The sequence below is a fragment of the Rhodococcus sp. ARP2 genome, from assembly GCF_001029585.1.
In the GTDB taxonomy this organism is placed as follows: domain Bacteria; phylum Actinomycetota; class Actinomycetes; order Mycobacteriales; family Mycobacteriaceae; genus Rhodococcus_F; species Rhodococcus_F erythropolis.
In genome coordinates this window covers 75,090-100,016 of sequence record NZ_LEKE01000044.1, presented here as the reverse complement: position 1 = coordinate 100,016, position 24,927 = coordinate 75,090, and the positions used below count along the sequence as shown (strand labels likewise).

Sequence of the window (24,927 nt, the reverse complement as noted above, 5' to 3'; positions counted from 1 at the left end):
AATACTATCGAAAGGCGAAGCAGGCCATCCGGTTAACGCATTTCTCGACGTCTGATGCAATGGTGAACTCCGGACCCATTGCGTGGCCTACACCGGGTAATCCAACGCCGCCCGCACCGCCACGATGTCGGCGGCAGCGACCTCCATTGGCTTGTCCCCCAACCGAATCAACGTGCCAGTGGACAACTCCTCTACCACCGCAGATTGGGGCAGCGCGCTGCGATCGAACCTAACTCCGGAATGGAAGTATGTTTCCCATCCCACCTCGACCTCACCTTTCGACCGATTCTGAAGATCTATGTAGTCGCCGATGCTCCACCGAGCTCGATCCGGTTTCCAATGCTTGACGATAACTTTCATGATCGCGTCTCCGATGTCAGGGCCGAGCAGCTGCCGGGTGCTATCGGTGAGCTGCGTCTCCGTCGGCAACGACACCCGGACACTGTTGGGGGCGCTGGTTTCTAAGCCGCCGACCCTGGAGATGATCCGCCGCGCGGTCCCGTCCTCGGGCGACAAACCGATGCTGTACCCCGGTCCGGGGGTGTCCGAGTATCCCACCTCCTTCGAGCGGGAATGCTCGAAGATTTTCACCAACCCGTCCACACTGAGATCCGCGGGGCCTTTGTCCAGTTTTTTTGGTGTACACCCACGGCAACGCCAACTCCGGGTCGATCGTTTCCAGGTCGTCGAGGAAAGCGCGCATCGTCTGCGCCACCTCCTGACTCGACTGCACCCGCGTGCCCCAATATCCGGCTACCGTCGGCCATCGCCCGAAAAAGCTCATCGCCCCGTCCTTTCCAACCACTGCGTAATAGTCTCCGTCCGACTACGTGTCGCGACATGAGCAAGGGTCGGCGGTCACGCGGCGTCTTAGACCGGGTAACCCAGTGCTTCCCGCACCGCCAGGATGTCGTCGAAGTTGACGTCTAACGGTTTCTCGCCCAACCGAATCAGCGTTCCGTTGGGGAGTTCCTCCAGTACGGCGACGACGGGCAGTTTGCTGTGATCGAGATCGATCCCGGACTGGATGTATGTCTCCCACCCGACTTCGATTTCGCTGACCTCATTTCCCTGCGCATTGCGGTACTCCCGCGTCCCCCACCGCGCAGACTCCGGCGACCAATGCTCGATGATCGCTTTCATGATCGCGTCCCCGACGCGTGCAGTCAGCAACTGCGACGCCTCCCCGATTGCTTGTTTCTCCGGGGGGAGGGTGACGTTGACGAGATTCGGAACCCTCGGAACATTCCGGCCGAGAGAGAATTGGATTCTCAAGAACTGATATCTGTCCGGGTGCAACAAACTCACGATGTAGCCAAGGTCGAAGGCAGCAACGGATTGCCCTTCGATATCCTTCGCTGCCCGGAAGATTTTCGCTAGGACTTCCACGCTTAGATCGGTCGACTCGAAGGCAGTCTCGGGCGAAAACACCCAAGCTTCTCCAAGTGCTCGATCAATGTTCCTCAGACTATGAAGAAACGAGAACACCTCCGCTGCAATGCCTTCTACCGGTTGCGTCCGAGGGCCCCAATACCCGATCACTGTCGCGCCACGATCCGAATTCATCGACCTTTCCTTTCCAGCCACTCTGCGATCGTCATAGTCGTTCTCGGCAAATCATTGTCATTGAACAGTTGTGGTCCGGGTTGCTGCGGAGCGCCGGGGGCATCCGGATTCACCGGCACCTGACCGACATCAGGCAGAGTCGGCACACTTGGTTCCTCGGTGCGACCTGGCGAGGGAGCCTCCAGGGTGGAGTTCTCGGGTCTCGGGTTCGACCCCGGATCGCCAATCCCACCGGGCGAGAGTGATTCCCACTCGCCACGATCGGGATCGCCGGGAAAGTGGGTTGCGAGGGTTCCGGAATCGCGGGATCCGGGCGTGCAGGTTCATTCACGGACGGAACAGAGGGTTGATCATGCTCGGCAGGTGGAACTGTGCCGTCCATGGCGGGTATGCCGCGCGGTGGCACTCCACCCGGAGCGTCGATCAGCTGGTGCGTAGCCGGATCGGGATCGTGGCGCAGTACTTGCGGGCAGGCTGGTCGGTCCGCGCCATCCTACCTGCAGGCAGCCCCGAGTGCGCCCAACGTAGGGCTCACAGCCGTCTGAAACCTTTGGGTAGAGGAATCTCCGGTCGTTCGGTCGGCAGTCCTGCTGCTGCGCGGATGCTTCGGATGTCCTCGACGGTTAACGGCGTGGACAGATTCTTCTGGATGACGATTGTGCCGTCCTGGTAGGGAAATGCCTCCACGCTGGGCGGGAGCTGCGTTTCCTTGATCGGCAACTCAGGACCGAAGTAGGTGCAACTGCCCACGATCGCGTCACCCGGTACGTTGAACTGAGGCGATGATTCGGTTCGGCGGTAGAGCACGGTGACACGCGAGTCCCAGATATCGGCTAGCCCCTGAACGAGCTTCAATGCCAGCGAAATCAGTGATTCGTCGGCAAAGGCACATGCGAATGCGCCGGACCCTGAGGTGCCCCCGAAACTAACAACGACTTTGACGTCTCCAGCGGGTGAATACAGGGTCATATGTCGTCCCAATGAGAGGGGATACATACCGCCGGTGGCATCAGGGGATCGTCTGCGCTCGATCAATGCGGCTTCGATCGATTTTTCCGTCGGAGGTACAAGGATCTGACGGATATTCGACGCCAAGGCTTGCTCGAGTCCGGCACCGTCGGGGAGGGCATCGCCTACTGTTTGGTACAAGTCGACGTCGAAGACAGGATCGATGTCGCGAAGCAATCGTAGCGAACGTGCAACGAGCGCGGCCGTGACGGCCTCGCTTTCAGGCGCACCCTTTCGTGGAATGACCTTCACTGTCAAGCCCACCGTAGGATTGCGGCGCAGTGATGACGTAGGCACTTTCACTCCCCTCCAAATACGATGATGTTGATGTTCTCCATCCCGATGACCTCGTCGAACGCATCCTCCATTATCTGAGCAGCTTGTTCTTAAGAACACCATCACCTGCGGACGTGAGCTTGGCCGTAACTTCTGGTGTCACAGCCGGCGCGAGCCTTTCGGTAGGCGAACCTCCGGTCGTTCGGTCAGCAGGCCGACTGCTGCACGGATGCTTCGGATATCGTCGGCAACCAACGGGGCGCGTGGATCACGCTGGATGACGATCGCTCCTTCTCTTGTACGGAAAAGCTTCGACAGTGGGTGGGATCTGCGTTTCGTTGATCGGCATCTCAGGGCCGAAGTAGGTGCAACTGCCCACCGTTGCGTCGCCGGGCACGTTGTACTGAGGTGTGAGCTCCGCATCCCGGTAGAGCACGGCCGTGGGAGCGTCCCAGATATCGGCCATACCCTGGACGAGTTTCAATGACAGTGAGATCAGAGATTCATCGGCGAAGCCCCCTGGGTACGGCCAGATGAAGGTGCAAAGTAAGGAACCTGCTCCTGCCGTACTCCCGAATCCGATGAGAATTTCGATGTTTCCGTTGTCGGTGAACAACCTGAGTTGATGCCCGAATGAGAGTGGGTAAATCCCGCCTGCGGCATCAGGAGACTTTCTGCTCTCGATCATTGCGGCCTCGAGGAGGCCTTCTGCCTGAGGCGTGAGGATCCGCCCACCATTCAATGCCAGAGCCTGCTCGACCGTAACGCCGTCGGGAAGGTCATTCCTCACGGAGCGATACATGTCGACGTCAAAGACTGGGTCAAGCTTTCGAAGGAACTGCAGTGACCGCGCTGCCAGCACTGCGGTGACCGATTCGGCTTCCGGCGGCCCCTTCCGCGCCATGACTTTCACGGTCAACCCGGACGCCGGATCGCGACGTAAAGATGAAGCAGACAACGTCACTCCTGCTCGAAGACGATCGACCAATCGGAACAGTCTCTGGCGCTACACCGGGTAACCCAACGCCGCCCGCACCGCCACGATGTCGGCGGCATCGACCTCCATTGGCTTGTCCCCCAACCGAATCAACGTGCCAGTGGGCAGCTCCTCTACCGCCGCAGATTGGGGCAGCGCGCTGCGATCGAACGTAACTCCGGAATGGAAGTACGTTTCCCATCCCACCTGGATCTGACCTCTAACTCGCGGTTGCAGATCGAGGTAGTCGCCGATGCTCCACCGAGCCCGATCCGGTTCCCAATGCTTGACGATCACTTTCATGATCGCGTCCCCGACATCCGGTTCGAGCAACCGTCGCAATTCGGGGGGAACATCCTTCTCCGTCGGCAACGACACCCGGACACTGTTGGGGGCACTGGTTTCCAGCCCGCCGACCCTGGCGATGATCCGCCGCGCGGTCCCGTCTTCGGGTGACAAGTCGACGTCGTAGCCCGGTCCCGGGGTGTCCGAATACCCCATCTCCTTCGAGCGGGAATGCTCGAAGATTCGCACCAACCCGTCCACGCTGAGATCTGCTGGCACTTTGTCGAACTCGGCAGTCGAGACCCACGGCAACGCCAACCCCGGGTCGATCGCTTCCAGATCGTCGAGGAAGGCCCGCATCGTCTGCGCCACCTCCTGACTCGACTGCACCCGCGTGCCCCAATACCCGCCCACTGTCGGCCGCCGCCCGAAAAAGCTCATCGCCCCGTCCTTTCCAACCATTGCGCAATAGTTTCCACCGTGACACCGACGACGTTCTCGTCGTCGAAGCCTCTCAAGGCGAGTTCAGCATATTGTTCGTTGAGCATCACCCACACGAGCTCAGCGTCCATCCCGGCTTGTGCGAGGGCATCGAGCTGCGCCTGAGCGGTCTTGGGCCAATCTTTTTGCCAAACACGGCCCCGGAAGTCCGTTACGTAAGGTTCACCGTTCCGGTCGAAGATGAAGTCGTAGATGTGTTTCGCATCGACGATGACGTTCATGTCCGGGAACCAACCGTCGAACTTGAGCTCACCGTTCTTCCCGGCATCGAATGGCAAGATGAACGCGAACTGCCCGTCCACCAGCGTGACGAGTTCCTGAAATACCCGAGAAGGCCTCAACCTCCGAGCGGCGTCGTACCGGAGACCTTCGCCTGCATCACCCCATACCCCGACATCGGTGCCATCCCGATCACCGATGATCCGGGACTGCAACGTACGCAGATCCAACGGGCCGACTCCTTCGACCTCCACGATGTCCGGCGGTGTTTCGCCGGGTGCGAGTTGCGGTGGTTTTTCTCGTGCGAACGGCATCCACCACAACGGATCCTGTTCAACCCCTGGTCCCTCCGGGCTGTCAGGCTGTGTGGGAGGCATCGTGACCGCGGGTCGCTGCGTCGGATCCTCGATGACGCCAGGGCTGGGAATGGTGCTCGGATCGGTGGCGAAGGGGTCGAATTCCGGTAGTCCGGGTTGCTGCGGAGCGCCGGGAGCGTCCGGATTCACCGGCACCTGCCCGACATCGGGCAGAGTCGGCGCACTCGGTTCCTCGACCTGACCTGGCGAGGGAACATTCGGGGTAGAAATTCCTGGTGTCAGGTTCGGCCCTGGATCACCGATCTCCCCCGGCGTGGATGGTTCCCACTGGCCGCGGTCGGGATCGCCGGGCGAAGTGGGTTGCGAGGGTTCCGGAATCGTGGGATCCGGGCGTGCAGGTTCATTCACGGAAGGGATCGTGGGGTGGTCATGTTCGGCAGGTGGAACTGTGCCGTCGATGACGGGTATGCCGCGCGGTGGCAGTGTGCCCGGCCGGGGAATGTTTTGAGCAGGGGTCGATGGTGAAGTAACCGGGGGCCGGGTGGGTGTTGTCCGGTTCGAGACGATCAGGTCTTCAGCCCGGATCGCGCCGACGGCCAGACGGGCCCCGCGCAGCGGTGGGACGACGAAGCTCATGATCTCGTCGGTGTAGGGCTGATCGAAAGCGACACCGGGGTCCAGATGCTGCGCGTCGCCTATCCGAACTGGTTCGCCGGTGCTCCAATCGTACAAGGACAGTTCCGAGTTGGAATGGTCGAAAACCTGGTAGGGGCGTCCCTGCTCGTCGTAGGTGACCTGCAGGTCGTGCTCTTCTCCCTGCGCGTCGGTGTACGTCCAGCTCCACACGTTCGGCACCTTCGAAGGTGTGCCGGACCAGTTGGTTCCGTTTTCGTCCGTGAACGAGACGTCGCTGACAGCGGGTTCGGTGGTGTAGTCCTGCCCGCCGATGTTCGAAGTGATCGGCTCCTGGGTTTGATCGGCGAGTATCGCGTCGCCGACAGGGTTTCCGGTTCCTGTTTCGGTGATCGGCGGTTCGGAGACCTCGGAGTTAGGGTCACCGGACATGAGCTGGCCGAGGTCTGAATCTGCCGGGTCCGCAGGTTCGGTGGTGTAGTCCCGCCCGCCGATGTTCGAAGTTATCGGCTCCTGGGTTTGATCGGCGAGTATCGCGTCGCCGACAGGGTTTCCGGTTCCTGTTTCGGTGATCGGCGGTTCGGAGGCCTCGGAGTTAGGGTCACCGAGCATGAGCTGCTCGAGGCCTGAATCTGCCGGCTCCGGGGGGTTGGCGGCGAGGACGTTTTGTGCGTCCCTGCGTGCTTGTTCGCCCTCCGGGGTCATCGGGCCGATGAAGTTCGCCTGCGCTTCGAGCGCAGCACGTTCTTCCGGTGTCAGCTCCGGGTCGGCGAGGATCGGGTAGAGCAGGTTCTCGATACCGGCGGTGTCGACGACCTGAACGAGTTGCCCGTCCCGGATCTCGTAATGCGTCGGAACAGGAGTGCCGTTGGCGTCGTACGCCCACGGGGCATCGATTGTCGAGACCGGATTCCCGTCGGCGTCGAAGACGGTGACCGTGCCATCGGGGTTGACACTCATGTGACCGCCGGGCGGCACCGTCACCGGAATCACGGATTCGTGCGACGACGTTTCGTCGTGGATCAGGAAGAAGAACCGGCTTCCGCCGGTGATCGGATCGAACACCCGCAACGAGGACTGCCCGCCAGGTGCGTACGCAGTCAACGGCGACGCGACAGTCCCGACCGCCTGGGAGAGTACTGATTCGGGCGTGCGGGGGCTGAAAGGTCCCGGCCGCCCGCGCACTCCGATACCCGCAGCGGTGAACGCCGCGGCCCCGACGAGGACCAGTTCGAGATACCTGTCACGGCCCGAGTCCTCCCCGGTTGTGGAAACATCTGCTGCCGGATCCGGAACCGTTTGGGCCGGTGCGATATTCGAATCCGAATCCGAATCCGCGGGGATCGGTCCTGGACCGCGATCGGTGGTGGTTCCCTCACCCGGGGTGGGTGTGGGTGAGGGAACCGCTGATGCCGATGCATTGGGGAATGCACCGACACCAGTTTCCGAGGCCGGGGACTCGGAAGTAATGGGCGGAACCTCGATCGTCGGCACAGGGACGATGGGGGTGCCGTTGTAGGTGGGAAAGTTCGTCGGAGCATTGGCCCCGACATTTGGGCCACCGCCTGGAGCCTGCGCACCGGGGAGCCCGACAGTGGTCGTCGGCGCAGCTGTCGACGTCGTGGACGGCGCACTCAGGCACGGGTTGATGATCTCTGGCGGGATGGGCGCACCAGGTGGCAGCGACGCAATGAGATTCAGGTAGATCTGATGATCACGTGCCCGCACCGCCGCGCAGTCTTCTTCCGGCGTCGCGTTCGCCGGAGCGGCGGAGAGTGCGATTCCCGCACCGATCACTCCGGCCGCTCCGGTCAACAGCGCCCCGGCGGCAAGCACTCCCGCGAGAGTCCGGCGAAGTCGTCTACCGGACTTCACCGGTGCGCACCACGATTGTCACTCTTCTTCGTTCGGAGTAGCGCGATGAGTTTGTCTGCGCCCCACCAGAACAACCGTCCGGAGATCGACATCCACAAGAAGAATGCCAGGTAAACCAGGATCGTCCCGTAGTCGTTCGCCCAGCCGGCGAGCTTCCCGATCACCGCGAATGCCGCGATCAGCAACCCCAGTCCGACTGCGGTGGCGATCACAGCCTTGGAAAGTGGACTGAGTTCGCTGTCCGGATCCCAGTCATCAACGTCTGCAACGTCTTTGCTGTCGACGGCAGCGGGTTCCGTTTGCACACTGCGACGTTCGGCGTTGTTGACGGTCATGGCTGGAACTCCAAACAGGAAGGGAGAGCGGGGACAACGAGTCGCCGGTACTGGGCGCGGTATCAGTTCCAGTACTGGTAGGCCAGGGTGACGTACCCGGCGTTGGCCGGGTTGTTCGGATCAGCCAGGTAGACATCGACGTAGCCACCAGCATGGGCAGCGGCTTCGCCTATCACTACGCGGTCGGGGGCGCTGAGCTTGCCACCGGGGCCGACGGTGAGCGCCGAGCCCGGTGCGAGCTCAATCCACCGCTGCGAGCCTGGAACGATGTCGGAGATGGCGTCCGGGATCGGGCTCGCCGCCAACGCCGCGGTTTCCGCATTCGAGAGCGACAGACCGATCCGACCCTGCTCAGGTTCGACGATCGGAGTTGCAGCAGATGCCACGCCTGCGCCGAGAACACCGAACAGGGCGATACCCGCGGTGAGGGTTCCGGCAGTGGCCAAGGTACGAATCTTCATGATTTCTCCTTTGTGGGCGTGATGAGTAACCACCCCTGGACTGGGCGGATCGGGAATAGTCGCCAGCAGCGCTGACGACGGCTGCGCGGGTCAGAGCCAGGTCGGATCGGAGTACACGAACAACGTGTTGTCCGACGTCGCCGTCGACACCGAGAGTTGTGCATACGAGCGGATCGTCACCGGCCCCATGCACGCATCAACCTTCACGTGCACGTTCTCCGCGGTGATCGATGCCTTCGACGACTCGAGATCCTTCTTCCCCAACGGAATCGTCGTGATCGTGCCCGGCGCAATCGTCGACTGAATACTCGGATTCACCGACGCATTCACACCCACGTTCGCCGACGGGACACCCGAAATACTCACACCGACAGACGGGCCGAGCGAAAAACCAAGCCCCATGCCAAGTCCGGAGGAAACATCGATCTGGCAGCCGATCTGCAATCCCTGCTCGACATAACCGGTCTTCACCGCCGAATCGCCCGCACCACCGATCGTGCCGGTCACCTTCGCCGACACGAACCCCTCACGGGTGAACGCCGTCGTCGCCAGATTCGGCACCGGGTTCGACGACAGTTTCGTGGCGGCGAGATCCAACGACCAGCCGTCATCGGTGACCGTGCTCGCGAATTTGTCCGCCAACGCCGTTGGCGTTGCCGATGCGCTCCCTGCGAAGACCACACCAGACGACAGCGCGGCAACCGCACACGCCGCGAGCCCTACCGCGGCCCTCGATCGACGATGGGATACGCCGTTTTGCGATTCGATCGACATGAACTGCTCCTCCACGTGACACAGCAACCAGAGCGGTAGCCGACAACTAACTGAATTAGTTACCGGACGGTACCAATCGTCCTGTTTGCCCGCCAGCGCGCCATCTCCCCCATCTTGGATTTAGGGTGAACTTTCGGTAACAGATATATATCGACAGCCTTATCAGCTGCGAAAAGGACCTAGGTCCCACTATGAGCAAGGTCACGGTTTAAAGGTAAGAAGATCCCTCGGAAACGGTGCGGCAAACCGGACTGAACCCACATTTCGCGGTCCTCAGTGCAGCTGAAGGCCGAAATTGCGGGAATCGAGGCAGTGCGCGTACTTGAATATGCAACTACCGGACATTACTCGGCAATCGATCGCAATCAAGGCACCCGAGCGGGGGCCTAGGAGCGCAACTCTGCACGGTTTACGCGGAGATGTTCACTTCCTGGTCGGTGTGTACTCGCAAGACCCACTTACGTCGCACCGTTAGCTTGTCAATCACTGATACGCGCAGACGACGCGCACAAGTAGTACGTAAGTACGAGAAAAGGCTCTGACCAAGACCGGAGTCCTTGATCAGAGCCTTACCAACTCGGGGTCGAAAGTTATGCCGGTTCTCTCATGATGCCGAGATGCCGTGCAGTCCCGGACACCCCAGGAACCTCTTGCACAGGCGACCAGGTGTTCAGCCCGTCCGTGCTGTCGGAGTAGAGATACTTACCTTCGGTATAGGCGTCAAGATAGATCCGCCAGTCGCCGCTCGGCAACTGAACCACGGCCGGACCTTCGACAAGCGAACCCCAATTCCCTGGCGGGACAAACGAATAAGGTCCCGTCACCGAAGGAGCGACCGCATGCTCGACGACCTTCTTCGTCTCGTTTTTGGTGAACGCATGATAGGTCGATCCGACTTTGACCACGGTGGTGTCGATGTGGTCCGCACCGATCCCGGCGAGCGGAACAGGCGGGCTCCACAACCGGAGCGACGGTTCCAACGCCGTCATCAGATACGGCACAAATCCTCCACCGGTCGACATCGACAGGATGACGTTGACGCGATCGCCGTCCACAAACCATTCAGGCGCCCAGGCCTTGGTGACGAATGGTGACAGCGACGGTCCGTCGCTGAATCCGGCCGAACCCGAGAAGCCCGGGGGGCTCGCAGAACCGGTGCCATCTCCCGTGCCAGGCATCAAGGCGCAGCAAAACGGAACCGGATAGTTCCCCAGCGGCGTCCAGTTGATGCGGTCGCTGCTGCGTGCGAACCCGATGTTCGCCCCACCACCCGTCGTGTAGGTGAGGTAGTACAACCCGTCCGTGTTCCGGAAGATGCTCGGATCACGCACGAGCCCAGACGGCGGCCTGTACGCCGACTGCTGGACGAGCTGAAAGCCGGTGCCGTCAGCCGACTCGTAGACATCCATGTCGCGGTCGCTGGCATTGCTGAACGCCACCATTGTGTATTTCCAGTCAGGCGGCGGCGCGGCGCTGCTGGCAGGGGCTGCGACCAGCAACCCCGCGACGACGAGGATCACCAGCGATACAACAGAAAGGCCGGTCCGTTTTGTCGGAATCACCGATGAAGTATGTATGACAGCAGGCCCACCATGGGTAACTTCGGTCGGAGGCAGAGCAGGATCGTTACCTAAGGCGATTCGTCTTGTAGTGACGGCGGGACGGCGGCAGGTCGGCCGTTAGCATCACGCCATGGAACTTGGGGTACATTTCGCGCTGTCAGACAGCGTGGCAGCGGAACTTCTGGACGCGCGCGGCGACGACGACAAACTCGGCGCTCTGGTCGAGGACATCGAGGAGACGGGCCGATCCGAGTTCTCGTGCGACACGGACAAGGCGTGGGATCCGATCCTGTGCGCCCTCTCCAGCACGGGGTACGAGCGCGTGTCCGAGAACTGGCCGGCCTACGGCGTGATCCTGGGGGACGAAGACCTCAACACCGACACCGACGACCAACTCGTCACCTACCTGGCACCCGATCGGGTCGCCGAAGTCTCCTCGTACCTGGCGGAAATCACCGAATCCGAGTTCGGCGTGCGCTACGACGCAATGCCACTCGACGACCGCAACCCGGAGTACGGCTCCGACGAGCGCGGGTACGCCTGGGGCTGGCTTCAGGAAGTGGCGGACTTTTTCCAGCGCGCGGCCCGAGAGCGTCGCCACGTGGTATTCACCGTGCGGTTCTGACAGTCGAGAGCCCACTGCCGAAGCAGCGCGCCCTCGAAGAATGAAAGACCGCTTGACAGTGGCGCTCAACTGCGGAGGACCCTCTGCGCGGGTTCTTGCTCTGACAATTCCTGTGCCGCAGCGTTTCTGGGTGACCGAGTGCGTGTCCTTCTCGCAGCCAGACTTACCAGTAACGGAACCGTAACGACAGTCCGCGCGCTTCTCTGGCATTCACGATCTTGACCAGCAGTTTCACTGAAACAGTTTATTCTTCAACGGATTTCCAGTAGTGAGCTGCATCTCAAACCAACCCAATGGATTGCTCATTGTTTGCGACATGTCGTTGACTGTTACCGGAAGAATCAGACAAAGTGGCCCGTGGAGGCGCCAACTCGAGTGGGCCACCGACGAGGGAGAAGCCGAATGACGCACCTACGCAGGATGATTACCGCGGCCGCATTGATACCTGCCGGTATCGCAGCCATCGCACTCAGCGGCGCGGGCGCAGCATCAGCTGTTACTCCGATCGCCGACAACGGGCGCATCGGCGTGCAGCTGAACCAGGGTGAGACGGCATTGTTCGGCCAGCTCAATGCCGGCGCTGCGATCGAAAGCATCACTAACTCCACCCAGATCGGCGTGCGCCTCGCACCAGGATCGCGCTTCGAGAGCGGCCCCAACGTCGTCTGGGGACGTCTCGACCAGTTCGCCAACGAAGCAGCCTCCCGTGGTGGAGAAATTTCTCTCGGCGTACTCAACCCGGCGAGGGGTTCACAGCAGTTCTTCTTCATTCAGAACTGGTAATACCCTCCGCCGTCGAATTGATGCTTCGCTCTTCCTGTGGCGGGGCGGAGCATTTTTCGTTTCCCGTGGCCACGTTCGTCGCCGAGTGTTGAACAGGCGACGCTATCCCGGGCGACTTTTGTGAGGACTGTAAACGGGCACCGATTCGAGCGAGAAATTCCTTGTGCCGCTGCGTAATAACGCATCCACAACCGACCCCTGAGGCGAACGAATGAGCTGGACTCGAAAAGAGATAGCGATCATCGTGACCGCCACCGCGGTGAAACGGGTGCTGCCGTCATGGTGCGAAATGGTGTGACGCTGTTCCCAGCAGGATCCGGTCCCACAGGGTTCAGCGTGTGCATGGTGAATGGCAAGCAAAACAGCAGCGCGGGACCATCGCTGAGGTGGTCAAGACCGTCTTTGATTAATCGTCCCCGGACCGAACAAAAAGGACTACGGAAGCAATTCCAAGAATTCTTGGATAAATTCTCGAACTGCCGTCTCATTTTTGGATGCCTTCGCGGGATCGTCCCACCGCACCGCATTTACTATTTCAATCTGAAACCACGCACCCCTCAATTCCTCGAAATCGGGCGCATTTTCGGATTCACGTGCGTCCACATAACTCTCAAATATATCGACGAGCGTTTGTAAGGACATTTTACCTTCCCTGTAATCACGACTAACTTGCTCGCCTTCAGTGCGATATTTTCCGTTTCCCGTCATATCAACTTCACTTTCCTCTTAGCCGACCAAATGAGGTCGTCACAACTGTACCGACCTCGTTAACGACGACTGATAGGTTATTTGCCGAATCATAGAATACGATCGTTGCGTCGCTGCTAGGGGTGGCCACCCCATTTCGAATTGCCTGTTCGACAAGGGAGGGGAGGTTGCCGCGCCGCTGCATTCGATCAAACGCATGCCCAGTGTATTCGCGACCGTTGACCACTCCCGGAGGATTGGTTCCTGGCTTTACGTCCAATTCGCGGCGGATGCTCGAAAAAATGGGATGAGCTGCAGAGACTAGGGGAAGAGGACTACCGCTCGCGATGGCGTTGACAGCTACTGAATTGGGCTGCGCGAAGAGCAGTTTCGAGCCATCGATCATCCTGGTTGCTGTACAGCTTGCGCAAACCGGGCGCGTGTACGCCGCCATGTGGAAAGTACTGTTTCCCATGGCATCTCACTACAAGCTGTTCGGGTACGCGCGAGGGTGGTATTGAGGACATCACGTCAAAGCGCTCTACGCGCCGGCTCAGGTGTTGACCTGATTTCCGTCAGAATCGGTATCTCGTGCTTGGCGGTCAGTGTCTTTGTAGTGCAGTTTGTCGTACCTGTTTACCGGAGGTGCATCCTTCTGCTCGCGGTAGAGCGCCCGTGTCAGCCAAGCACCGAAAACATCGTTGAATCCGGTGGGATGCCTTCGCGTGAGGAAGGGGGTCCACCACCACGCCACGAACACAGCAGCGAAACCGCACAAAAGGACAGGTCCGAGAATCGACCGCTGAGGAGCGGTGAGCCAACCGAAAACGATGGTCAGGATCGACGAACTCCAGTAGATCGTTCTCGCATGACTGCGGTACATCACGTAGGGCGTGGATGCGATCAACGCCACAGCCCCTGTGGTGATCGCACAAATTGCATAAAAGGTGGTCATGGTGCCGATTCCGCTTGAGGAACGGTGTGTTGTCGGTGCACAGGACTCTTCTGCTGGACGCTGCTGTACAGGTAGTCGGTTTTACCTGGAATCATCAGGATGTGGTTGTGTTCCTCTGGGATGCGGTAGGCGAGGTAGTCGCGATCGGCGATCAGGGCAAATGGATGGCCACCCTCGAAGGCGAAGACGTCTGAACCGTCAGCCTGCGAATCCTAATCTGCTCCCACATCACAATAAGCAACTGCTGGCCAGTGTCACTTGACATGACACTGGTCGCGCAAGTGAGTCAAAGCCTGCCTTGATTGGTCGCCCCTGGACCGAGAAAAGAGACTACGGAAGCAAGTCCAAGAATTCTTGAATAACTTCTCGCACCTCCGACTCATTTTTGCTCGAATTCGAAGGATCATCCTGGTTAATTGCATTCATTATTTCAATTTGACCCCAGGCCCCCCTCAGGGTTTCGGAATCTGATGCACGCTCCGATTCGCGTTCTCTGACGTACCTCTCGAATATTTCAACTAGCGCATGCAAGGATATTTTTCCGTCACAATAATCGCGATTAACCTGCTCAGCTTCCAGGCGGTAAATTGATTGATCCGTCATGTTTTTCACTTTCCCGATAAATTGCCAAATGAGGTGGTCACAACTCTGCCCGTTTCATTGATGATAACTGATAGGTTGTTTATCGAATCATAGATCACGGTCGCGTTTCCTCTGCTCGGGGTCGCCACCCCTTCACGAATGGCCTGTTCAACCAGGGATGGGAGTATGCCGCGCTCTTGCATTCGGTCGAACGCATGCCCCGTATATTCACGACCGTTGACTATTCCAGGACGATTGGTTCCGGGCTTTACATTTATTTCGCGATCTCCGCGCCCACCCACAGGCGTCGAGGCCGGTCTGTCTCCGACGGGAATAGTCGGATCGCTAGGGGCTCTATTCCCGGCCTCACCGGCGGTGGCGGCTGCCCTGCGACCTGCGGCTTCGGCGTCTGCGGCGGTTCCGCCGCGCCGCAGAACAGCCTCCACCGCTTCTTGCACGGCAGCTCCGCCGACTCTGCCTCCTGTGCCTACGATCGGAATGAGGGAGACGATATTTGCTGCTGCGGCAGCGATCTCAGCCGGAGAATGCTCGGGTGAAGGTTGTGCTCGTTGGCCGCGATTGAAGCCGAACGGATCGACGGCGGCATCGTGCACGGGGACTACGAGGAAGTTTCGCCACGCATCTCCGAGCGTTCCGACGCTATCGACTGTTGTGTCGACGGCACTTTCCCCGACACCCCACGCGGTGTCCCATACTTTTTGCGGGAACGATCGGTCGTCGGGCGCGTTCGGATCTGGCGGGATCGGCACATTGCCGGTGAACCCGGCAGGCACGTCCCCGTGCGCTTCGGCAAGCTGGTTCGCAGCTTGTTGACGTGGACTGACAGTGGGTTTGGGGCCCGGACTGGTTGTGGTGCGTGGCGACTGATTTGGTTGCGCGGGTTTCGAAGGTGCAACCGGAGGGACTTCGCCGTGTGCTTGGGCGAGTTGGTTCGTTGCTTGTTCCTGAGAGGTCGGCGCGGGCTTCGGTCCAGGTTTGGTGGTGGTGCGCGGTGACTGATTGGGAGATGCAGGTTTCGTGACCGGAGCGGAGCCTTGGGTGGTGATCCCGGCGCACTTACCAGCGGTGGTGCCGCTGTTCGTGGCTCCGGAAGTGTTGCCCGAGTTCGTGTTTCCACTGTTCTGCGGTTTCTGCGGACTTGTGCGCGAGGTCATCGAATTCGGCTTGGGTGCGGCGGTGTTCGTATTTTTCTGGACTTGTTTCGAAGCGACAGAGGTGGGTGCTTTCGCCTTCTTTTCCGGCGGATCAGCCAAAATCGGGTACGCGGTCGCTTCGTCGGCGTACACCGTCTGAATCAGGCGGCCGTCGCGAACTTCGTAGTCGGTGGGAACAGGATTGCCGTTGGCGTCGTACGCCCACGGAGCTGCGACGACCGAGATCGGGTTTCCGTCCGCGTCGAAGACGGTGACTGAGCCGTCCGGATTAACGCTCATATGCCCGCCGGGCGGGACGTCGACGGGGATTTCCGCTTCGTGTGAGGACGTCGCGTCGTGGATGAGGAAGAACGTACGACGTCCTCCGCCGGGTTCGGTGACTGTGATCTTCGACTGGCCACCCTTGACGTACTGCATCAGCGGTGAGGCGAGGGTACCGACTGTCTGGGAGAGGATCGATTCCGGCGTACGCCCACCCAACGGTATGCGTGGGCCGAACGGTGAACGACGCCCACGTACTCCGATCCCGCCGGCTGTGAATGCGGCGGCACCGACCAACACGAGTTCGAGGTACCGGTCACGGCCGTCGCCTTTGTCGAGCCCCGAGGGGGTGACCGTGGGATTTGATTCCGATTGCCCGGGAGCACTATTCGGCGTTCCAGAGGGAACAGGTCCGGGACCACGATCGGGGACCGCTGTGGGTGCGGTCGATCCAGCGGGTTGGGGTGTGGTCGGGGCAGGTCCGCTGGTGGTCGTCGGAACCGGGACTCCTGCAGGGTTCTCGATACCAGATGGTGTCGGCGTATTCGGCTGTCCAGGCAGCGCGGCGCCGGGGACGGGGACGATGGGGGTGCCGTTGTAAGCGGGGAAGTTCGTCGGCGCGTTCGCGCCGACGTTCGGGCCACCGCCCGGAGCCTGTGCACCCGGTAGTCCGACGGTGGTTGTCGGGGCCGCCGTCGGAGTCGTGGTGGGTGCGCTCAGGCACGGGTTGATGTACTCGGGCGGGACGGGGGCACCGGGTGGCAGTGACGCGATCAGGTTCAGGTAGATCTGATGATCACGTGCCCGCACCGCCGCGCAATCCTCCGCCGGTCCCGCAGTCGCAGGTCCAGCGGTCAGCGCGATTCCCGCACCGATCACCCCCGCCACCCCGGTCAACAGTGCTCCGGCGGCGAGTGCTCCCGCGATGGACCTGCGCAGCTTCAGCACGGACTTCACCGGCGATCGCCCGTGTTCGACTTCTTCCGCGCCTCGGCGATGAGCTTGTCTGCGCCCCACCAGAACACCCGGCCCGCGATCGACATCCACAGAAAGAACGCCAGATATACGAGAATCGTCCCGTAGTCAGCCGCCCAGCCCCCGAGCCGTCCGATCGCCGCGAACGCCGCAATCAACAATGCGAGACCGAAGACGGTGGCGATCACGGCCTTCGAGGTTTCGCTCAGCTAGCTGTCGGGGTCCCAGTCGTCGGTATCCGCACTGCGGGCGCCGCGAGCAGTGGCCGGCGGCTCAGTCATCGGGCGGGACCGAGCGTGTTCAGCGTTGCGGATGGTCATGACAGAAACTCCAAACGGCGGATAGGTGAAGTGAAACAACGAGTTCGGCGGCAGCAGTCAGGGTCTGGGTTTACCGGCCCTAGTTCAGTTCCAGTGCTGGTAGGTCTGCACGATGTAGCCCCCGGTGACGGGATTGTTCGGGTCGGACACGTAGATGTTGACGTAGCCACCCGGATGCGCAGCAGCTTCGGCGATCACGACCCGATCGGGGGCGCTGGCCCTGCCGTCGACGTTCGTGATGACCGAACCCGGTGCCCGACCAACCCACCGCTGCGAGCCGAGAACAATGTTCGCGATTGCATCGGGGATCGGGCCCGCCGCCAGTGCTGCGGTTTCCGCATTCGAGAGCGAAAGCCCAATCCGACCATGATCCGGCTGCACGATCGGGGTGGCAGCCGATGCCACGCCCCCGCCGAGAACACCGATTACGGCGATGCCTGCGGTGAGCACTCCGGCTGTGGCCAAGGTACGAATCTTCATGAACTTCTCCTGTGATGGTGATTGATGGGCAGACCCATGCCTAGGGCCTCGCCTGATGAGTGCGCGCGGACACGGCGACTTGCACGGATCGGATTTCGACGGCAGCCCTGACGGTGCCCCGTCAGGCGTCTAGAGCCAGGTCGGATCGGAGTACACGAACAACGTGTTGTCCGACGTCGCCGTCGACACCGAGAGTTGTGCATACGAGCGGATCGTCACCGGCCCCATGCACGCATCAACCTTCACGTGCACGTTCTCTGCCGTGATCGACGCCTTCGACGACTCGAGATCCTTCTTCCCCAACGGAATCGTCGTGATCGTGCCCGGCGCAATCGTCGACTGAATACTCGGATTCACCGACGCATTCACACCCACGTTCGCCGACGGGACACCCGAAATACTCACACCGACAGACGGGCCGAGCGAAAAACCAAGCCCCATGCCAAGTCCGGAGGAAACATCGATCTGGCAGCCGATCTGCAATCCCTGCTCGACATAACCGGTCTTCACCGCCGAATCGCCCGCACCACCGATCGTGCCGGTCACCTTCGCCGACACGAACCCCTCACGGGTGAACGCCGTCGTCGCCAGATTCGGCACCGGGTTCGACGACAGTTTCGTGGCGGCGAGATCCAACGACCAGCCGTCATCGGTGACCGTGCTCGCGAATTTGTCCGCCAACGCCGTCGGCGTTGCCGATGCGCTCCCTGCGAAGACCACACCAGACGACAGCGCGGCAACCGCACACGCCGCGAGCCCTACCGCGGCCCTCGATCGACGGCGAGATGTTCGTGCTTTCAATTCGGTTGCCATGAGTAACTCCTACGTCGCGGACCAGCAACCAATTCGGTAGCTGAACACTAACTAGATGCAAGTTACCGGACAGTACCAAGCGTTCCGTTTTATCAACAGGCTCCCGCGACCAACTATCGGAGACTTGCGGTGAACTTCCGGTAACAGATACATATCGACAGGGCTCAGAGCAGGGAATGGGACTTAGGTCCCAATGTGGCGAACGACACCAAACTTGGACCATCCGCCCAGTGGTGACAGTCGAGCAAACGTGCAAACAAGGCACGATCCGGAGCATTTCAGCAGATTGCATGCAACGCGGTCTCTGGCGATATGGCCACGCAAACTTATTGAACGGTCAACAGTTAATTGGTGGCGCGCAGCTCATTCGGACACCAAGCGCAAGGAGGCCGCGTAAACCACGAGCCCATCTAGCCAAGGAGGGAATCGAATTGACCACCAGCCGCACGATGCGATCACCTGGAACTCTCGTCGCCGAGCGCCGCAATGGCTGATCGTTCACCACAGCACAACGAGAACCGGCAGATTGCCGCAACATCGGACGTAGCACCGAAGTGGCGAAGCCAGTGCTTCACCCGGCGACCCCAGGGCGGCAAAGATTGCTACACATCCGACTCCTCGACGCTCCTGCGCTTCGTAGGGCACGAAAAAACCCAGCCCACGCTTTCGCGCGGGCTGGGTTTGAACAACGAACATTTGGCGGAAGCGGAGGGATTTGAACCCCCGGTGGGTTTAACGCCACGCTCGCTTTCAAGGCGAGTGCATTCGGCCGCTCTGCCACGCTTCCGTGGGCGATCCTATCGGGTGTTCCCACGGACCGCGAAAACGGCTCCAGAAGTCAGCGCTCGCCGATGGCTTTGTCGACCTTCTCGAAGACGTCTGCCAGCACGTCCAGTTCCTGGGGAGTCAGCAGATCGACCAGATTGTTCCGCACTCCGGCCACGTGAGTAGGCGCTGCCTCGGCGAGGCGACGCCTACCCTCTTCCGTGATCCGAGCGAGCACGCCGCGACCATCTTCGACGCAAGTGTCTCGCACGACGATGCCCTGAGATTCCATCCGCCTGATCTGGTGCGTCAGGCGGCTCCGCGAAGACAGCACGCCGTCTGCCAGGTCACTCATCCGCAACGACCCGTCAGCTGACTCCGAGAGCATGACCAGAATGCGGTAATCGGCCAACGACAGGTCGTGTGAATCCTGCAGTTCGCGGTTGAGAACCTCCATGAGGCGCTGATTACCGTCCATGTAGCCGCGCCATGCACGCATCTCGCATGGCGTCAGCCACGGTGTCTCACCGTGCGCCGCCTGCGAGGTCTCCTCGGTTGTCGCTTCAGCTGTCACAGGTTCCAAGTTTAGACCTGTGTCCGCCCGTCACAGTAAGACTCACCCTAAAGTCACGAATTGGACATCAGGATCGAACGGTCGATTTCGGCGACCGATGCCAGCCCCGCCAGCCCCATGGTGAGATCCAGGTCGGCCAGGAGACTGCGCAATGCATGACGCACTCCGTCCGCTCCGGCCAATCCCAACCCGTACACCCACGGCCGCCCGTACAGCACTGCGTCGGCACCCAAAGCCAGAGCCTTGATTACGTCTGCGCCACAACGAATTCCGGAGTCCATCAGGATGTCCACCTCATGCCCCACCGCATCAGCGACAGGACCGAGAGCGTCGAGCGCCGAAATCGACCCGTCGACCTGACGCCCACCATGGTTGCTCACCACAATGCCGTTGGCGCCGGCCGCGACGGCCTCACGTGCGTCGTCGGGATGGACAATTCCCTTCACCGCGATCGGAAGTGTCGTCCACTGGCGAAGTTTCGCGATATCCGCGATCCGCACCGCGTGATTGCCGAACAACGACACCCACGTGAGAACCGCGATCTGCAGGGCTTCTGCACTCTCCTCGGGAGGCGTCGCCAATTTGGCGCGGAACACCGGATCCGACAGATAGTTGGCAATACCCTTCGCCTGCAGGAACGGAAGGTGACCGAGCTCGAGATCCCTTGGACGCCAACCCATACCGGGAGTATCGGCAGTCAGGACGATAGCCTTCGCGCCCGCCGTCTCCGCCCGACGGACAAACGACTCGGCAAGCTCGTCGTCGGCCGGCCAGTACAGCTGGTACCACCAGTTATCGCCCGAGGCCGCCGCTACGTCTTCGATGGTCGAAGACGCCGCCGTCGAGAGAATCGATCCGATCCCCAACTCGGCAGTGACCGAACCGACCGCAACCTCGGCGTCGTCGTGGACCAAGCCGAGCACTCCCACCGGAGCCGTCAGAATCGGTGCGGCCAACCGCGTCCCCAACACCTCGACGCTCAGATCGCGCGCGTCGGGCGCCGCAGTCCCCCGCAACATCCGCGGCACGATCGCATGCTTGTCGAACGCCCGCAGATTCGACACCGCGGTCCGTTCGGTCGACGCGCTACCGGCGATGTACCCGAAAGCCTCTGGTGAGAGTTGCTCGCGCGCGGCATCTTCCAAGCCCGCCGCAGTCATCGGCAAAGCCGGCTTCGCGCCGCTCAGTCCCGTCAGATAGATCTCGTTCTGCATGTTCCCGAAGTAAGTCACGTCCGCGACGGTAGCGGCAAAACACCCGTCAGCGGGGAGATTCGCTAGCGTCGTATCCATGTACGCCATAACGATCGATCAGCCCGGCGGTCCCGAGGTCATGAAATGGGCGCAGCAGCCCGATCCTGAACTACCTCGCGGGCACGTACTCGTCGAGGTCGCCGCGACCGCAGTCAACCGCGCCGACCTGCTCCAACGTCAAGGCTTCTACCCGCCGCCGCCCGGCGCGAGTGACATTCTCGGCCTCGAATGCTCGGGTGTGATCACCGAACTCGGCGAAGACGTCACCGGTTGGTCCGTCGGCGACGAAGTCTGCGCATTGCTGGCCGGCGGTGGCTATGCCGAGAAGGTTGCGGTCCCGGCAACACAACTTCTCCCCGTTCCCGCGGGCGTCGATCTCCGTGTCGCAGCGTCTCTGCCGGAAGTTGCGTGCACGGTGTGGTCGAACGTCGTAATGCGCGGCGGCCTACGACGCGGACAGGTACTACTCGTCCATGGCGGTGGCGGCGGAATCGGCACCCACGCCATCCAGGTCGGCAAAGCCCTCGGCGCCCGCGTCGCAGTTACCGCGGGTTCGGAGGACAAATTGAACCGCTGCCGCGAATTGGGCGCGGATATTCTCATCAACTACCGCGACAGCGACTTCGTAGCATCACTCGCCGAAGCCACCGACAACCACGGCGCCGATGTGGTTCTGGACAACATGGGAGCGTCGTACCTCGGGCGCAACGTCGACGCACTCGCCATGGACGGCCACGTCGTGATCATCGGAATGCAGGGTGGCCGCAAGGGCGAAGTCGACATCGCCAAGCTGATGGGAAAGCGCGGAAACATCACGTCGACGGGCCTGCGCGGGCGTCCGCTCACCGGCCCCGGCGGTAAAGCGGACATCGTCGCCGACGTCCGTGCGAAGTTGTGGCCGTTGATCGCCGATGGATCGGTTCAACCGATCGTGTCGACCGAACTTCCGATCACCGAGGCGCCATTAGCCCATCAGTTGCTGGATTCGCCGGAAACCGTAGGCAAGGTCATCCTCACCGTGAAGTGAGCCGAGCGGGATCGATCAGCCCAGGGCGCCGAGTTCGGCGACCAGCTGATTGATCTCGTACCGCGTCGTGTACGGCGCAAGGCCGACGGTGACCGCGCCGCCTTCGTCGTTGACACCGAGGGCGTCGAGCAGCCTGGAACCACCATGCGTACCGCTGACCGTTGCGATGCGCTTGTCGGCCAGGTGCGCGGCGACCTTGTCTGCCGCCATCCCCTCGAGCGTGAAGCTGAGCGTAGGCACCCGCGTGGGTGCGCCGCCGATCACCATCACGTTGGGCAGGGCTGCGAGAGAACGCATGAGGTGATCGAACAGACCGTCCTGGTAGTCCTGCAGCGAGCTGATCGAGGTTTCGAGGCGCTCACGCCTAGTTCCCGTTGCCGATTCGTCCAAGCCCGCCAGGAAATCGATCGACGACGTGAGACCGGACAGCAGCGCGAACTGATGACCGCCCACCTCGAGTCGCTCGGCGCCACGCGCGTACGGGTTGAGCGACACGGCCGGAATTCGGTCGAGCAGTCCGGGATCGCGGAAGACGAGTGCGCCCACCTGTGGACCGCCCCACGACGGCGCGCTGACGGCAACGATGTCCGCCCCGAGATCAGCCATGTCCACATGCGCATATGGCGCTGCACCGACGGCGTCGACCACCATCAGTCCGCCGAATTCGTGCAGACGATCAGCTGCGGCGCGAACGTTCGGAGCCGAACCGACGACCGGTGATGCGGCTGTCAAGGCCACCAAGCGAGTCGTCGAGGTGATGAGATCGTTGAACTGCCAACTCGGGAGCTCACACGTTTCGATTTCGACCTCGGCCCATCGCACCTGAGCGCCGTAGCGACTGGCCACACGAAGCCAGGGCGCGACGTTCGCCTCTTCGTCGAGGCGCGAGAGCACGAGACCGGTTCCGAGTCCCAACCGCGAACTCAGCGACTCGGCGAGCCAAGCCAACAGTACCGCTCGGTCTGATCCGAGAACGACTCCCGCAGGATCTCCGCCGACCAGATCGGCGACCGCGGTGCGCGCACTCTCGAGAATGGCAGCACTACGACGGTTCGAGACGTGGCGACCGGAGGAAGAAGATGCAGAGGCACGGAACGCGGTGGAGACCGTCCGCGAGACGGCGTCCGGGATCTGCATTCCGGCCTGCGGATCGAGGTGGATCCAGCCGTCACCGAGTGAGGGAATCAACCCCCGTACGCGGGCAACGTCGTAAGCCATGCTCGACACTCTAGGTGCAGACGCCCGCTTAGTCGAAGGCAGTCACCCAATTACCCGTCAGTACAGTTATTCGATAGCTAACTTTTTGGGGGTTACGCGGCGTTTGTCGCCCACACACGACAAGATGGAAGCATGACGAACCCCGACAAAGAGCAGGTACTCGTTATCGGACCCGACGGTCGACCCGTCGCGATGCCGGTGGCCGAGGCAGAGGCCGCCACCTCCGGCACCACCGAAGGCGCGGAATCCGAAGCCGAGTCCGTCGCCGAGATGGTCGAGCAGCCGGCCAAGGTCATGCGAATCGGCACGATGATCAAACAACTCTTGGAAGAAGTGCGCGCCGCACCGCTCGACGACGCCAGCCGCAAGCGCCTCAAGGACATCCACACCTCGTCCATCCGAGAACTGGAACAAGGCCTGGCACCCGAACTCCGTGAAGAACTCGAGCGACTGAGCCTCCCGTTCACCGACGACTCCATTCCCTCCGACGCCGAACTGCGAATCGCGCAGGCCCAACTCGTCGGCTGGCTCGAAGGACTGTTCCACGGAATTCAAACCGCACTGTTCGCCCAGCAGATGGCAGCGCGCGCTCAGCTCGAACAAATGCGTCAAGGCGCACTGCCTCCCGGCATGAGCATCGGGGCTCCGCATTCGCCTGCACATCCGGACCAACAGAGCCCAGGAACCGGCCAGTATCTGTAACCCGGACCACCACTAGGTCCGAGGGAAATCCGGCGCCGACGCCAGGCCGGTAGGCTCGACCTCCGTGTCAGCATCCGCAATCGAATCCGAGACGCCGGACGCACCTGCGCCCGTGTCCGACTCCCAGACGTTCCGTCGTGCGTTCAAAGACCTTCGCGACGGTCTGAATCAGCGTGAGTTGTGGCTCAGCCTCGGCTGGCAGGACATCAAACAGCGCTACCGCCGGTCGGTGATCGGTCCGTTCTGGATCACGATCGCCACCGGCGTCCAGGCCACCGCCATCGGCATTCTGTACGCGGCCCTGTTGGACATGCCACTCCAGGAGTTCCTGCCGTATGTGACGGTGGGCCTGATCGTCTGGAACCTCATCAATGCCTCGATCATCGAAGGCTCCGAAGTCTTTGTCGCCAACGAAGGCCTGATCAAACAGCTGCCATCAGCCTTGAGCGTGCACATCTATCGACTGGTGTGGCGGCAGATGTTGTTCTTCGCACACAACCTGCTGATCTACGTGATCATGGTGATCGCGTTCGGGGTCTGGCGGAACCTGAGTTGGGCGTCGTTGGCTGCGATCCCGGCGTTGGGACTGATCGTGCTCAACGCACTGTGGGTCTCGATCGTGTTCGGAATCTTCGCCACTCGATACCGTGACATCGCACCGATTCTGTCTTCGCTGACGCTGCTGCTTTTCGTGCTGACACCGATCATGTGGACAACACAAAGCCTCGAGGCTCAGGGCGGCGCGGTCCGAGATCGTGCAAAGATCGCCGAACTCAATCCGCTGTTCCACTACCTGGACATCGTCCGCGCGCCGATGATCGGGCAGCCGCAAGAGCTTTACCACTGGTACATCGTCATCACGATCACGGTGGTCGGCTGGGCCGTCGCATTGCTGGCGCTTCGCAAATACCGGGCCCGCGTGCCCTACTGGGTTTAGGGACATC

At 61.2% G+C, this 24,927-nt stretch carries 26 protein-coding genes and 1 tRNA gene; 6 read left to right on the top strand and 21 right to left on the bottom strand.

Going from position 1 to position 24,927, the window contains the following annotated elements:
- Nucleotides 1–87: 87 nt before the first annotated feature.
- From ABX74_RS10110 to ABX74_RS10065, 10 genes are all read right to left on the bottom strand, one after another.
- Nucleotides 88–591 (bottom strand): hypothetical protein, encoded by a 504-nt coding sequence (locus ABX74_RS10110; protein WP_223257877.1) that lies wholly within the window; start codon nucleotides 589–591, stop codon nucleotides 88–90.
- 279 nt (nucleotides 592–870) lie between these two features.
- Nucleotides 871–1,566, bottom strand: coding sequence for an Imm52 family immunity protein (locus tag ABX74_RS30905; protein ID WP_326839284.1), 696 nt, complete (start codon nucleotides 1,564–1,566; stop codon nucleotides 871–873).
- A gap of 531 nt (nucleotides 1,567–2,097) precedes the next feature.
- Nucleotides 2,098–2,871, bottom strand: a complete 774-nt coding sequence (locus ABX74_RS10100; protein ID WP_223257875.1) for a hypothetical protein — start codon at nucleotides 2,869–2,871, stop codon at nucleotides 2,098–2,100.
- Nucleotides 2,872–3,118: 247 nt separating this feature from the next.
- Nucleotides 3,119–3,814: a hypothetical protein gene (locus ABX74_RS10095; protein ID WP_223257881.1), complete on the bottom strand. Its 696-nt coding sequence runs from the start codon at nucleotides 3,812–3,814 to the stop codon at nucleotides 3,119–3,121.
- A gap of 42 nt (nucleotides 3,815–3,856) precedes the next feature.
- Entirely contained in the window at nucleotides 3,857–4,573 is a 717-nt protein-coding gene (locus ABX74_RS10090) for an Imm52 family immunity protein (RefSeq protein ID WP_223257874.1), read from the bottom strand.
- Nucleotides 4,549–7,656: a hypothetical protein gene (locus ABX74_RS10085; RefSeq protein WP_047888766.1), complete on the bottom strand. Its 3,108-nt coding sequence runs from the start codon at nucleotides 7,654–7,656 to the stop codon at nucleotides 4,549–4,551. The genes ABX74_RS10090 and ABX74_RS10085 overlap by 25 nt, the downstream gene beginning before the upstream one ends.
- The gene (locus tag ABX74_RS10080; RefSeq protein WP_019746453.1) at nucleotides 7,653–7,991 is read right to left on the bottom strand and encodes a hypothetical protein; all 339 of its coding nucleotides are present in this window, start codon (nucleotides 7,989–7,991) and stop codon (nucleotides 7,653–7,655) included. The genes ABX74_RS10085 and ABX74_RS10080 overlap by 4 nt, the downstream gene beginning before the upstream one ends.
- 62 nt (nucleotides 7,992–8,053) lie before the next feature.
- Complete coding sequence (locus ABX74_RS10075) at nucleotides 8,054–8,452, bottom strand: hypothetical protein (RefSeq protein WP_047888804.1); 399 nt, start codon at nucleotides 8,450–8,452, stop codon at nucleotides 8,054–8,056.
- A 90-nt stretch (nucleotides 8,453–8,542) separates the two neighbouring features.
- The gene (locus tag ABX74_RS10070) at nucleotides 8,543–9,226 is read right to left on the bottom strand and encodes an MspA family porin (protein ID WP_047888803.1); all 684 of its coding nucleotides are present in this window, start codon (nucleotides 9,224–9,226) and stop codon (nucleotides 8,543–8,545) included.
- Nucleotides 9,227–9,816: 590 nt separating this feature from the next.
- Nucleotides 9,817–10,668 (bottom strand): glycoside hydrolase family 43 protein, encoded by an 852-nt coding sequence (locus tag ABX74_RS10065; RefSeq protein ID WP_223257880.1) that lies wholly within the window; start codon nucleotides 10,666–10,668, stop codon nucleotides 9,817–9,819.
- 250 nt (nucleotides 10,669–10,918) lie between these two features.
- Here ABX74_RS10065 and ABX74_RS10060 point away from each other — a divergent pair, with 250 nt between their 5' ends.
- Together ABX74_RS10060 and ABX74_RS10055 are read left to right on the top strand one after the other, a co-directional pair.
- A complete protein-coding gene (locus ABX74_RS10060; RefSeq protein ID WP_020905815.1) occupies nucleotides 10,919–11,413 on the top strand; it encodes a DUF1877 family protein in 495 nt (164 codons plus the stop codon).
- Between the two features lie 402 nt (nucleotides 11,414–11,815).
- Complete coding sequence (locus ABX74_RS10055) at nucleotides 11,816–12,196, top strand: hypothetical protein (protein ID WP_020968146.1); 381 nt, start codon at nucleotides 11,816–11,818, stop codon at nucleotides 12,194–12,196.
- Nucleotides 12,197–12,631: 435 nt separating this feature from the next.
- Here ABX74_RS10055 and ABX74_RS10050 read toward each other — a convergent pair whose 3' ends face one another.
- Nucleotides 12,632–12,904 (bottom strand): hypothetical protein, encoded by a 273-nt coding sequence (locus ABX74_RS10050; RefSeq protein WP_029254238.1) that lies wholly within the window; start codon nucleotides 12,902–12,904, stop codon nucleotides 12,632–12,634.
- Between the two features lie 532 nt (nucleotides 12,905–13,436).
- A complete protein-coding gene (locus tag ABX74_RS10045) occupies nucleotides 13,437–13,838 on the bottom strand; it encodes a hypothetical protein (protein WP_020905813.1) in 402 nt (133 codons plus the stop codon).
- A gap of 35 nt (nucleotides 13,839–13,873) precedes the next feature.
- Between ABX74_RS10045 and ABX74_RS30365 the strand changes: the two genes are divergently transcribed.
- Nucleotides 13,874–14,032 carry a hypothetical protein gene (locus ABX74_RS30365; protein WP_189637326.1) on the top strand — a complete coding sequence of 53 codons (159 nt, stop codon included), beginning with the start codon at nucleotides 13,874–13,876 and terminating at the stop codon, nucleotides 14,030–14,032.
- Nucleotides 14,033–14,168: 136 nt separating this feature from the next.
- On the opposite strand, the gene ABX74_RS10040 is transcribed toward ABX74_RS30365, so the two are convergent.
- The 8 genes from ABX74_RS10040 to ABX74_RS10005 form a co-directional block, all read right to left on the bottom strand.
- On the bottom strand, nucleotides 14,169–14,441 hold the full coding sequence (locus ABX74_RS10040) for a hypothetical protein (RefSeq protein WP_020968145.1): 273 nt from the start codon (nucleotides 14,439–14,441) through the stop codon (nucleotides 14,169–14,171).
- A gap of 5 nt (nucleotides 14,442–14,446) precedes the next feature.
- Entirely contained in the window at nucleotides 14,447–16,813 is a 2,367-nt protein-coding gene (locus ABX74_RS30590) for a hypothetical protein (RefSeq protein WP_223257873.1), read from the bottom strand.
- Complete coding sequence (locus ABX74_RS30585) at nucleotides 16,810–17,019, bottom strand: hypothetical protein (RefSeq protein WP_020905810.1); 210 nt, start codon at nucleotides 17,017–17,019, stop codon at nucleotides 16,810–16,812. The genes ABX74_RS30590 and ABX74_RS30585 overlap by 4 nt, the downstream gene beginning before the upstream one ends.
- A 216-nt stretch (nucleotides 17,020–17,235) precedes the next feature.
- Complete coding sequence (locus ABX74_RS10025; protein ID WP_020905809.1) at nucleotides 17,236–17,631, bottom strand: hypothetical protein; 396 nt, start codon at nucleotides 17,629–17,631, stop codon at nucleotides 17,236–17,238.
- Between the two features lie 129 nt (nucleotides 17,632–17,760).
- A complete protein-coding gene (locus ABX74_RS10020; protein ID WP_047888765.1) occupies nucleotides 17,761–18,444 on the bottom strand; it encodes an MspA family porin in 684 nt (227 codons plus the stop codon).
- A 697-nt stretch (nucleotides 18,445–19,141) separates the two neighbouring features.
- Nucleotides 19,142–19,231: transfer RNA gene (locus tag ABX74_RS10015), tRNA-Ser, on the bottom strand.
- 51 nt (nucleotides 19,232–19,282) lie between these two features.
- Nucleotides 19,283–19,708: a MarR family winged helix-turn-helix transcriptional regulator gene (locus ABX74_RS10010; protein WP_020968140.1), complete on the bottom strand. Its 426-nt coding sequence runs from the start codon at nucleotides 19,706–19,708 to the stop codon at nucleotides 19,283–19,285.
- 128 nt (nucleotides 19,709–19,836) lie between these two features.
- A complete protein-coding gene (locus tag ABX74_RS10005; protein ID WP_047888801.1) occupies nucleotides 19,837–21,075 on the bottom strand; it encodes a lactate 2-monooxygenase in 1,239 nt (412 codons plus the stop codon).
- Here ABX74_RS10005 and ABX74_RS10000 point away from each other — a divergent pair.
- Nucleotides 21,074–22,063 carry an NAD(P)H-quinone oxidoreductase gene (locus ABX74_RS10000; protein ID WP_007731765.1) on the top strand — a complete coding sequence of 330 codons (990 nt, stop codon included), beginning with the start codon at nucleotides 21,074–21,076 and terminating at the stop codon, nucleotides 22,061–22,063. The two genes, ABX74_RS10005 and ABX74_RS10000, sit on opposite strands and share 2 nt — an antisense overlap.
- Nucleotides 22,064–22,078: 15 nt before the next feature.
- On the opposite strand, the gene ABX74_RS09995 is transcribed toward ABX74_RS10000, so the two are convergent.
- Complete coding sequence (locus ABX74_RS09995; RefSeq protein WP_007731767.1) at nucleotides 22,079–23,281, bottom strand: cysteine desulfurase-like protein; 1,203 nt, start codon at nucleotides 23,279–23,281, stop codon at nucleotides 22,079–22,081.
- A 132-nt stretch (nucleotides 23,282–23,413) separates the two neighbouring features.
- Between ABX74_RS09995 and ABX74_RS09990 the strand changes: the two genes are divergently transcribed.
- Together ABX74_RS09990 and ABX74_RS09985 are read left to right on the top strand one after the other, a co-directional pair.
- Nucleotides 23,414–23,983, top strand: a complete 570-nt coding sequence (locus ABX74_RS09990; protein ID WP_007731772.1) for a bacterial proteasome activator family protein — start codon at nucleotides 23,414–23,416, stop codon at nucleotides 23,981–23,983.
- Nucleotides 23,984–24,047: 64 nt separating this feature from the next.
- Nucleotides 24,048–24,920, top strand: a complete 873-nt coding sequence (locus ABX74_RS09985; protein ID WP_020905804.1) for an ABC transporter permease — start codon at nucleotides 24,048–24,050, stop codon at nucleotides 24,918–24,920.
- Nucleotides 24,921–24,927: the final 7 nt, after the last annotated feature.

What these genes read in the sequence shown, in the direction of transcription:
- ABX74_RS30905 (WP_326839284.1), bottom strand. Translation starts at nt 1,566, where the DNA reads ATGAATTCGGATCGTGGCGCGACAGTGATCGGGTATTGGGGCCCTCGG.
- ABX74_RS10090 (WP_223257874.1), bottom strand. Translation starts at nt 4,573, where the DNA reads ATGGTTGGAAAGGACGGGGCGATGAGCTTTTTCGGGCGGCGGCCGACA.
- ABX74_RS10080 (WP_019746453.1), bottom strand. Translation starts at nt 7,991, where the DNA reads ATGACCGTCAACAACGCCGAACGTCGCAGTGTGCAAACGGAACCCGCT.
- ABX74_RS10075 (WP_047888804.1), bottom strand. Translation starts at nt 8,452, where the DNA reads ATGAAGATTCGTACCTTGGCCACTGCCGGAACCCTCACCGCGGGTATC.
- ABX74_RS10070 (WP_047888803.1), bottom strand. Translation starts at nt 9,226, where the DNA reads ATGTCGATCGAATCGCAAAACGGCGTATCCCATCGTCGATCGAGGGCC.
- ABX74_RS10065 (WP_223257880.1), bottom strand. Translation starts at nt 10,668, where the DNA reads ATGGTGGCGTTCAGCAATGCCAGCGACCGCGACATGGATGTCTACGAG.
- ABX74_RS10060 (WP_020905815.1), top strand. Translation starts at nt 10,919, where the DNA reads ATGGAACTTGGGGTACATTTCGCGCTGTCAGACAGCGTGGCAGCGGAA.
- ABX74_RS10055 (WP_020968146.1), top strand. Translation starts at nt 11,816, where the DNA reads ATGACGCACCTACGCAGGATGATTACCGCGGCCGCATTGATACCTGCC.
- ABX74_RS10050 (WP_029254238.1), bottom strand. Translation starts at nt 12,904, where the DNA reads ATGACGGGAAACGGAAAATATCGCACTGAAGGCGAGCAAGTTAGTCGT.
- ABX74_RS10045 (WP_020905813.1), bottom strand. Translation starts at nt 13,838, where the DNA reads ATGACCACCTTTTATGCAATTTGTGCGATCACCACAGGGGCTGTGGCG.
- ABX74_RS10040 (WP_020968145.1), bottom strand. Translation starts at nt 14,441, where the DNA reads ATGACGGATCAATCAATTTACCGCCTGGAAGCTGAGCAGGTTAATCGC.
- ABX74_RS10025 (WP_020905809.1), bottom strand. Translation starts at nt 17,631, where the DNA reads ATGAAGATTCGTACCTTGGCCACAGCCGGAGTGCTCACCGCAGGCATC.
- ABX74_RS10020 (WP_047888765.1), bottom strand. Translation starts at nt 18,444, where the DNA reads ATGGCAACCGAATTGAAAGCACGAACATCTCGCCGTCGATCGAGGGCC.
- ABX74_RS10010 (WP_020968140.1), bottom strand. Translation starts at nt 19,708, where the DNA reads ATGCGTGCATGGCGCGGCTACATGGACGGTAATCAGCGCCTCATGGAG.
- ABX74_RS10000 (WP_007731765.1), top strand. Translation starts at nt 21,074, where the DNA reads ATGTACGCCATAACGATCGATCAGCCCGGCGGTCCCGAGGTCATGAAA.
- ABX74_RS10005 (WP_047888801.1), bottom strand. Translation starts at nt 21,075, where the DNA reads ATGGATACGACGCTAGCGAATCTCCCCGCTGACGGGTGTTTTGCCGCT.
- ABX74_RS09995 (WP_007731767.1), bottom strand. Translation starts at nt 23,281, where the DNA reads ATGGCTTACGACGTTGCCCGCGTACGGGGGTTGATTCCCTCACTCGGT.
- ABX74_RS09990 (WP_007731772.1), top strand. Translation starts at nt 23,414, where the DNA reads ATGACGAACCCCGACAAAGAGCAGGTACTCGTTATCGGACCCGACGGT.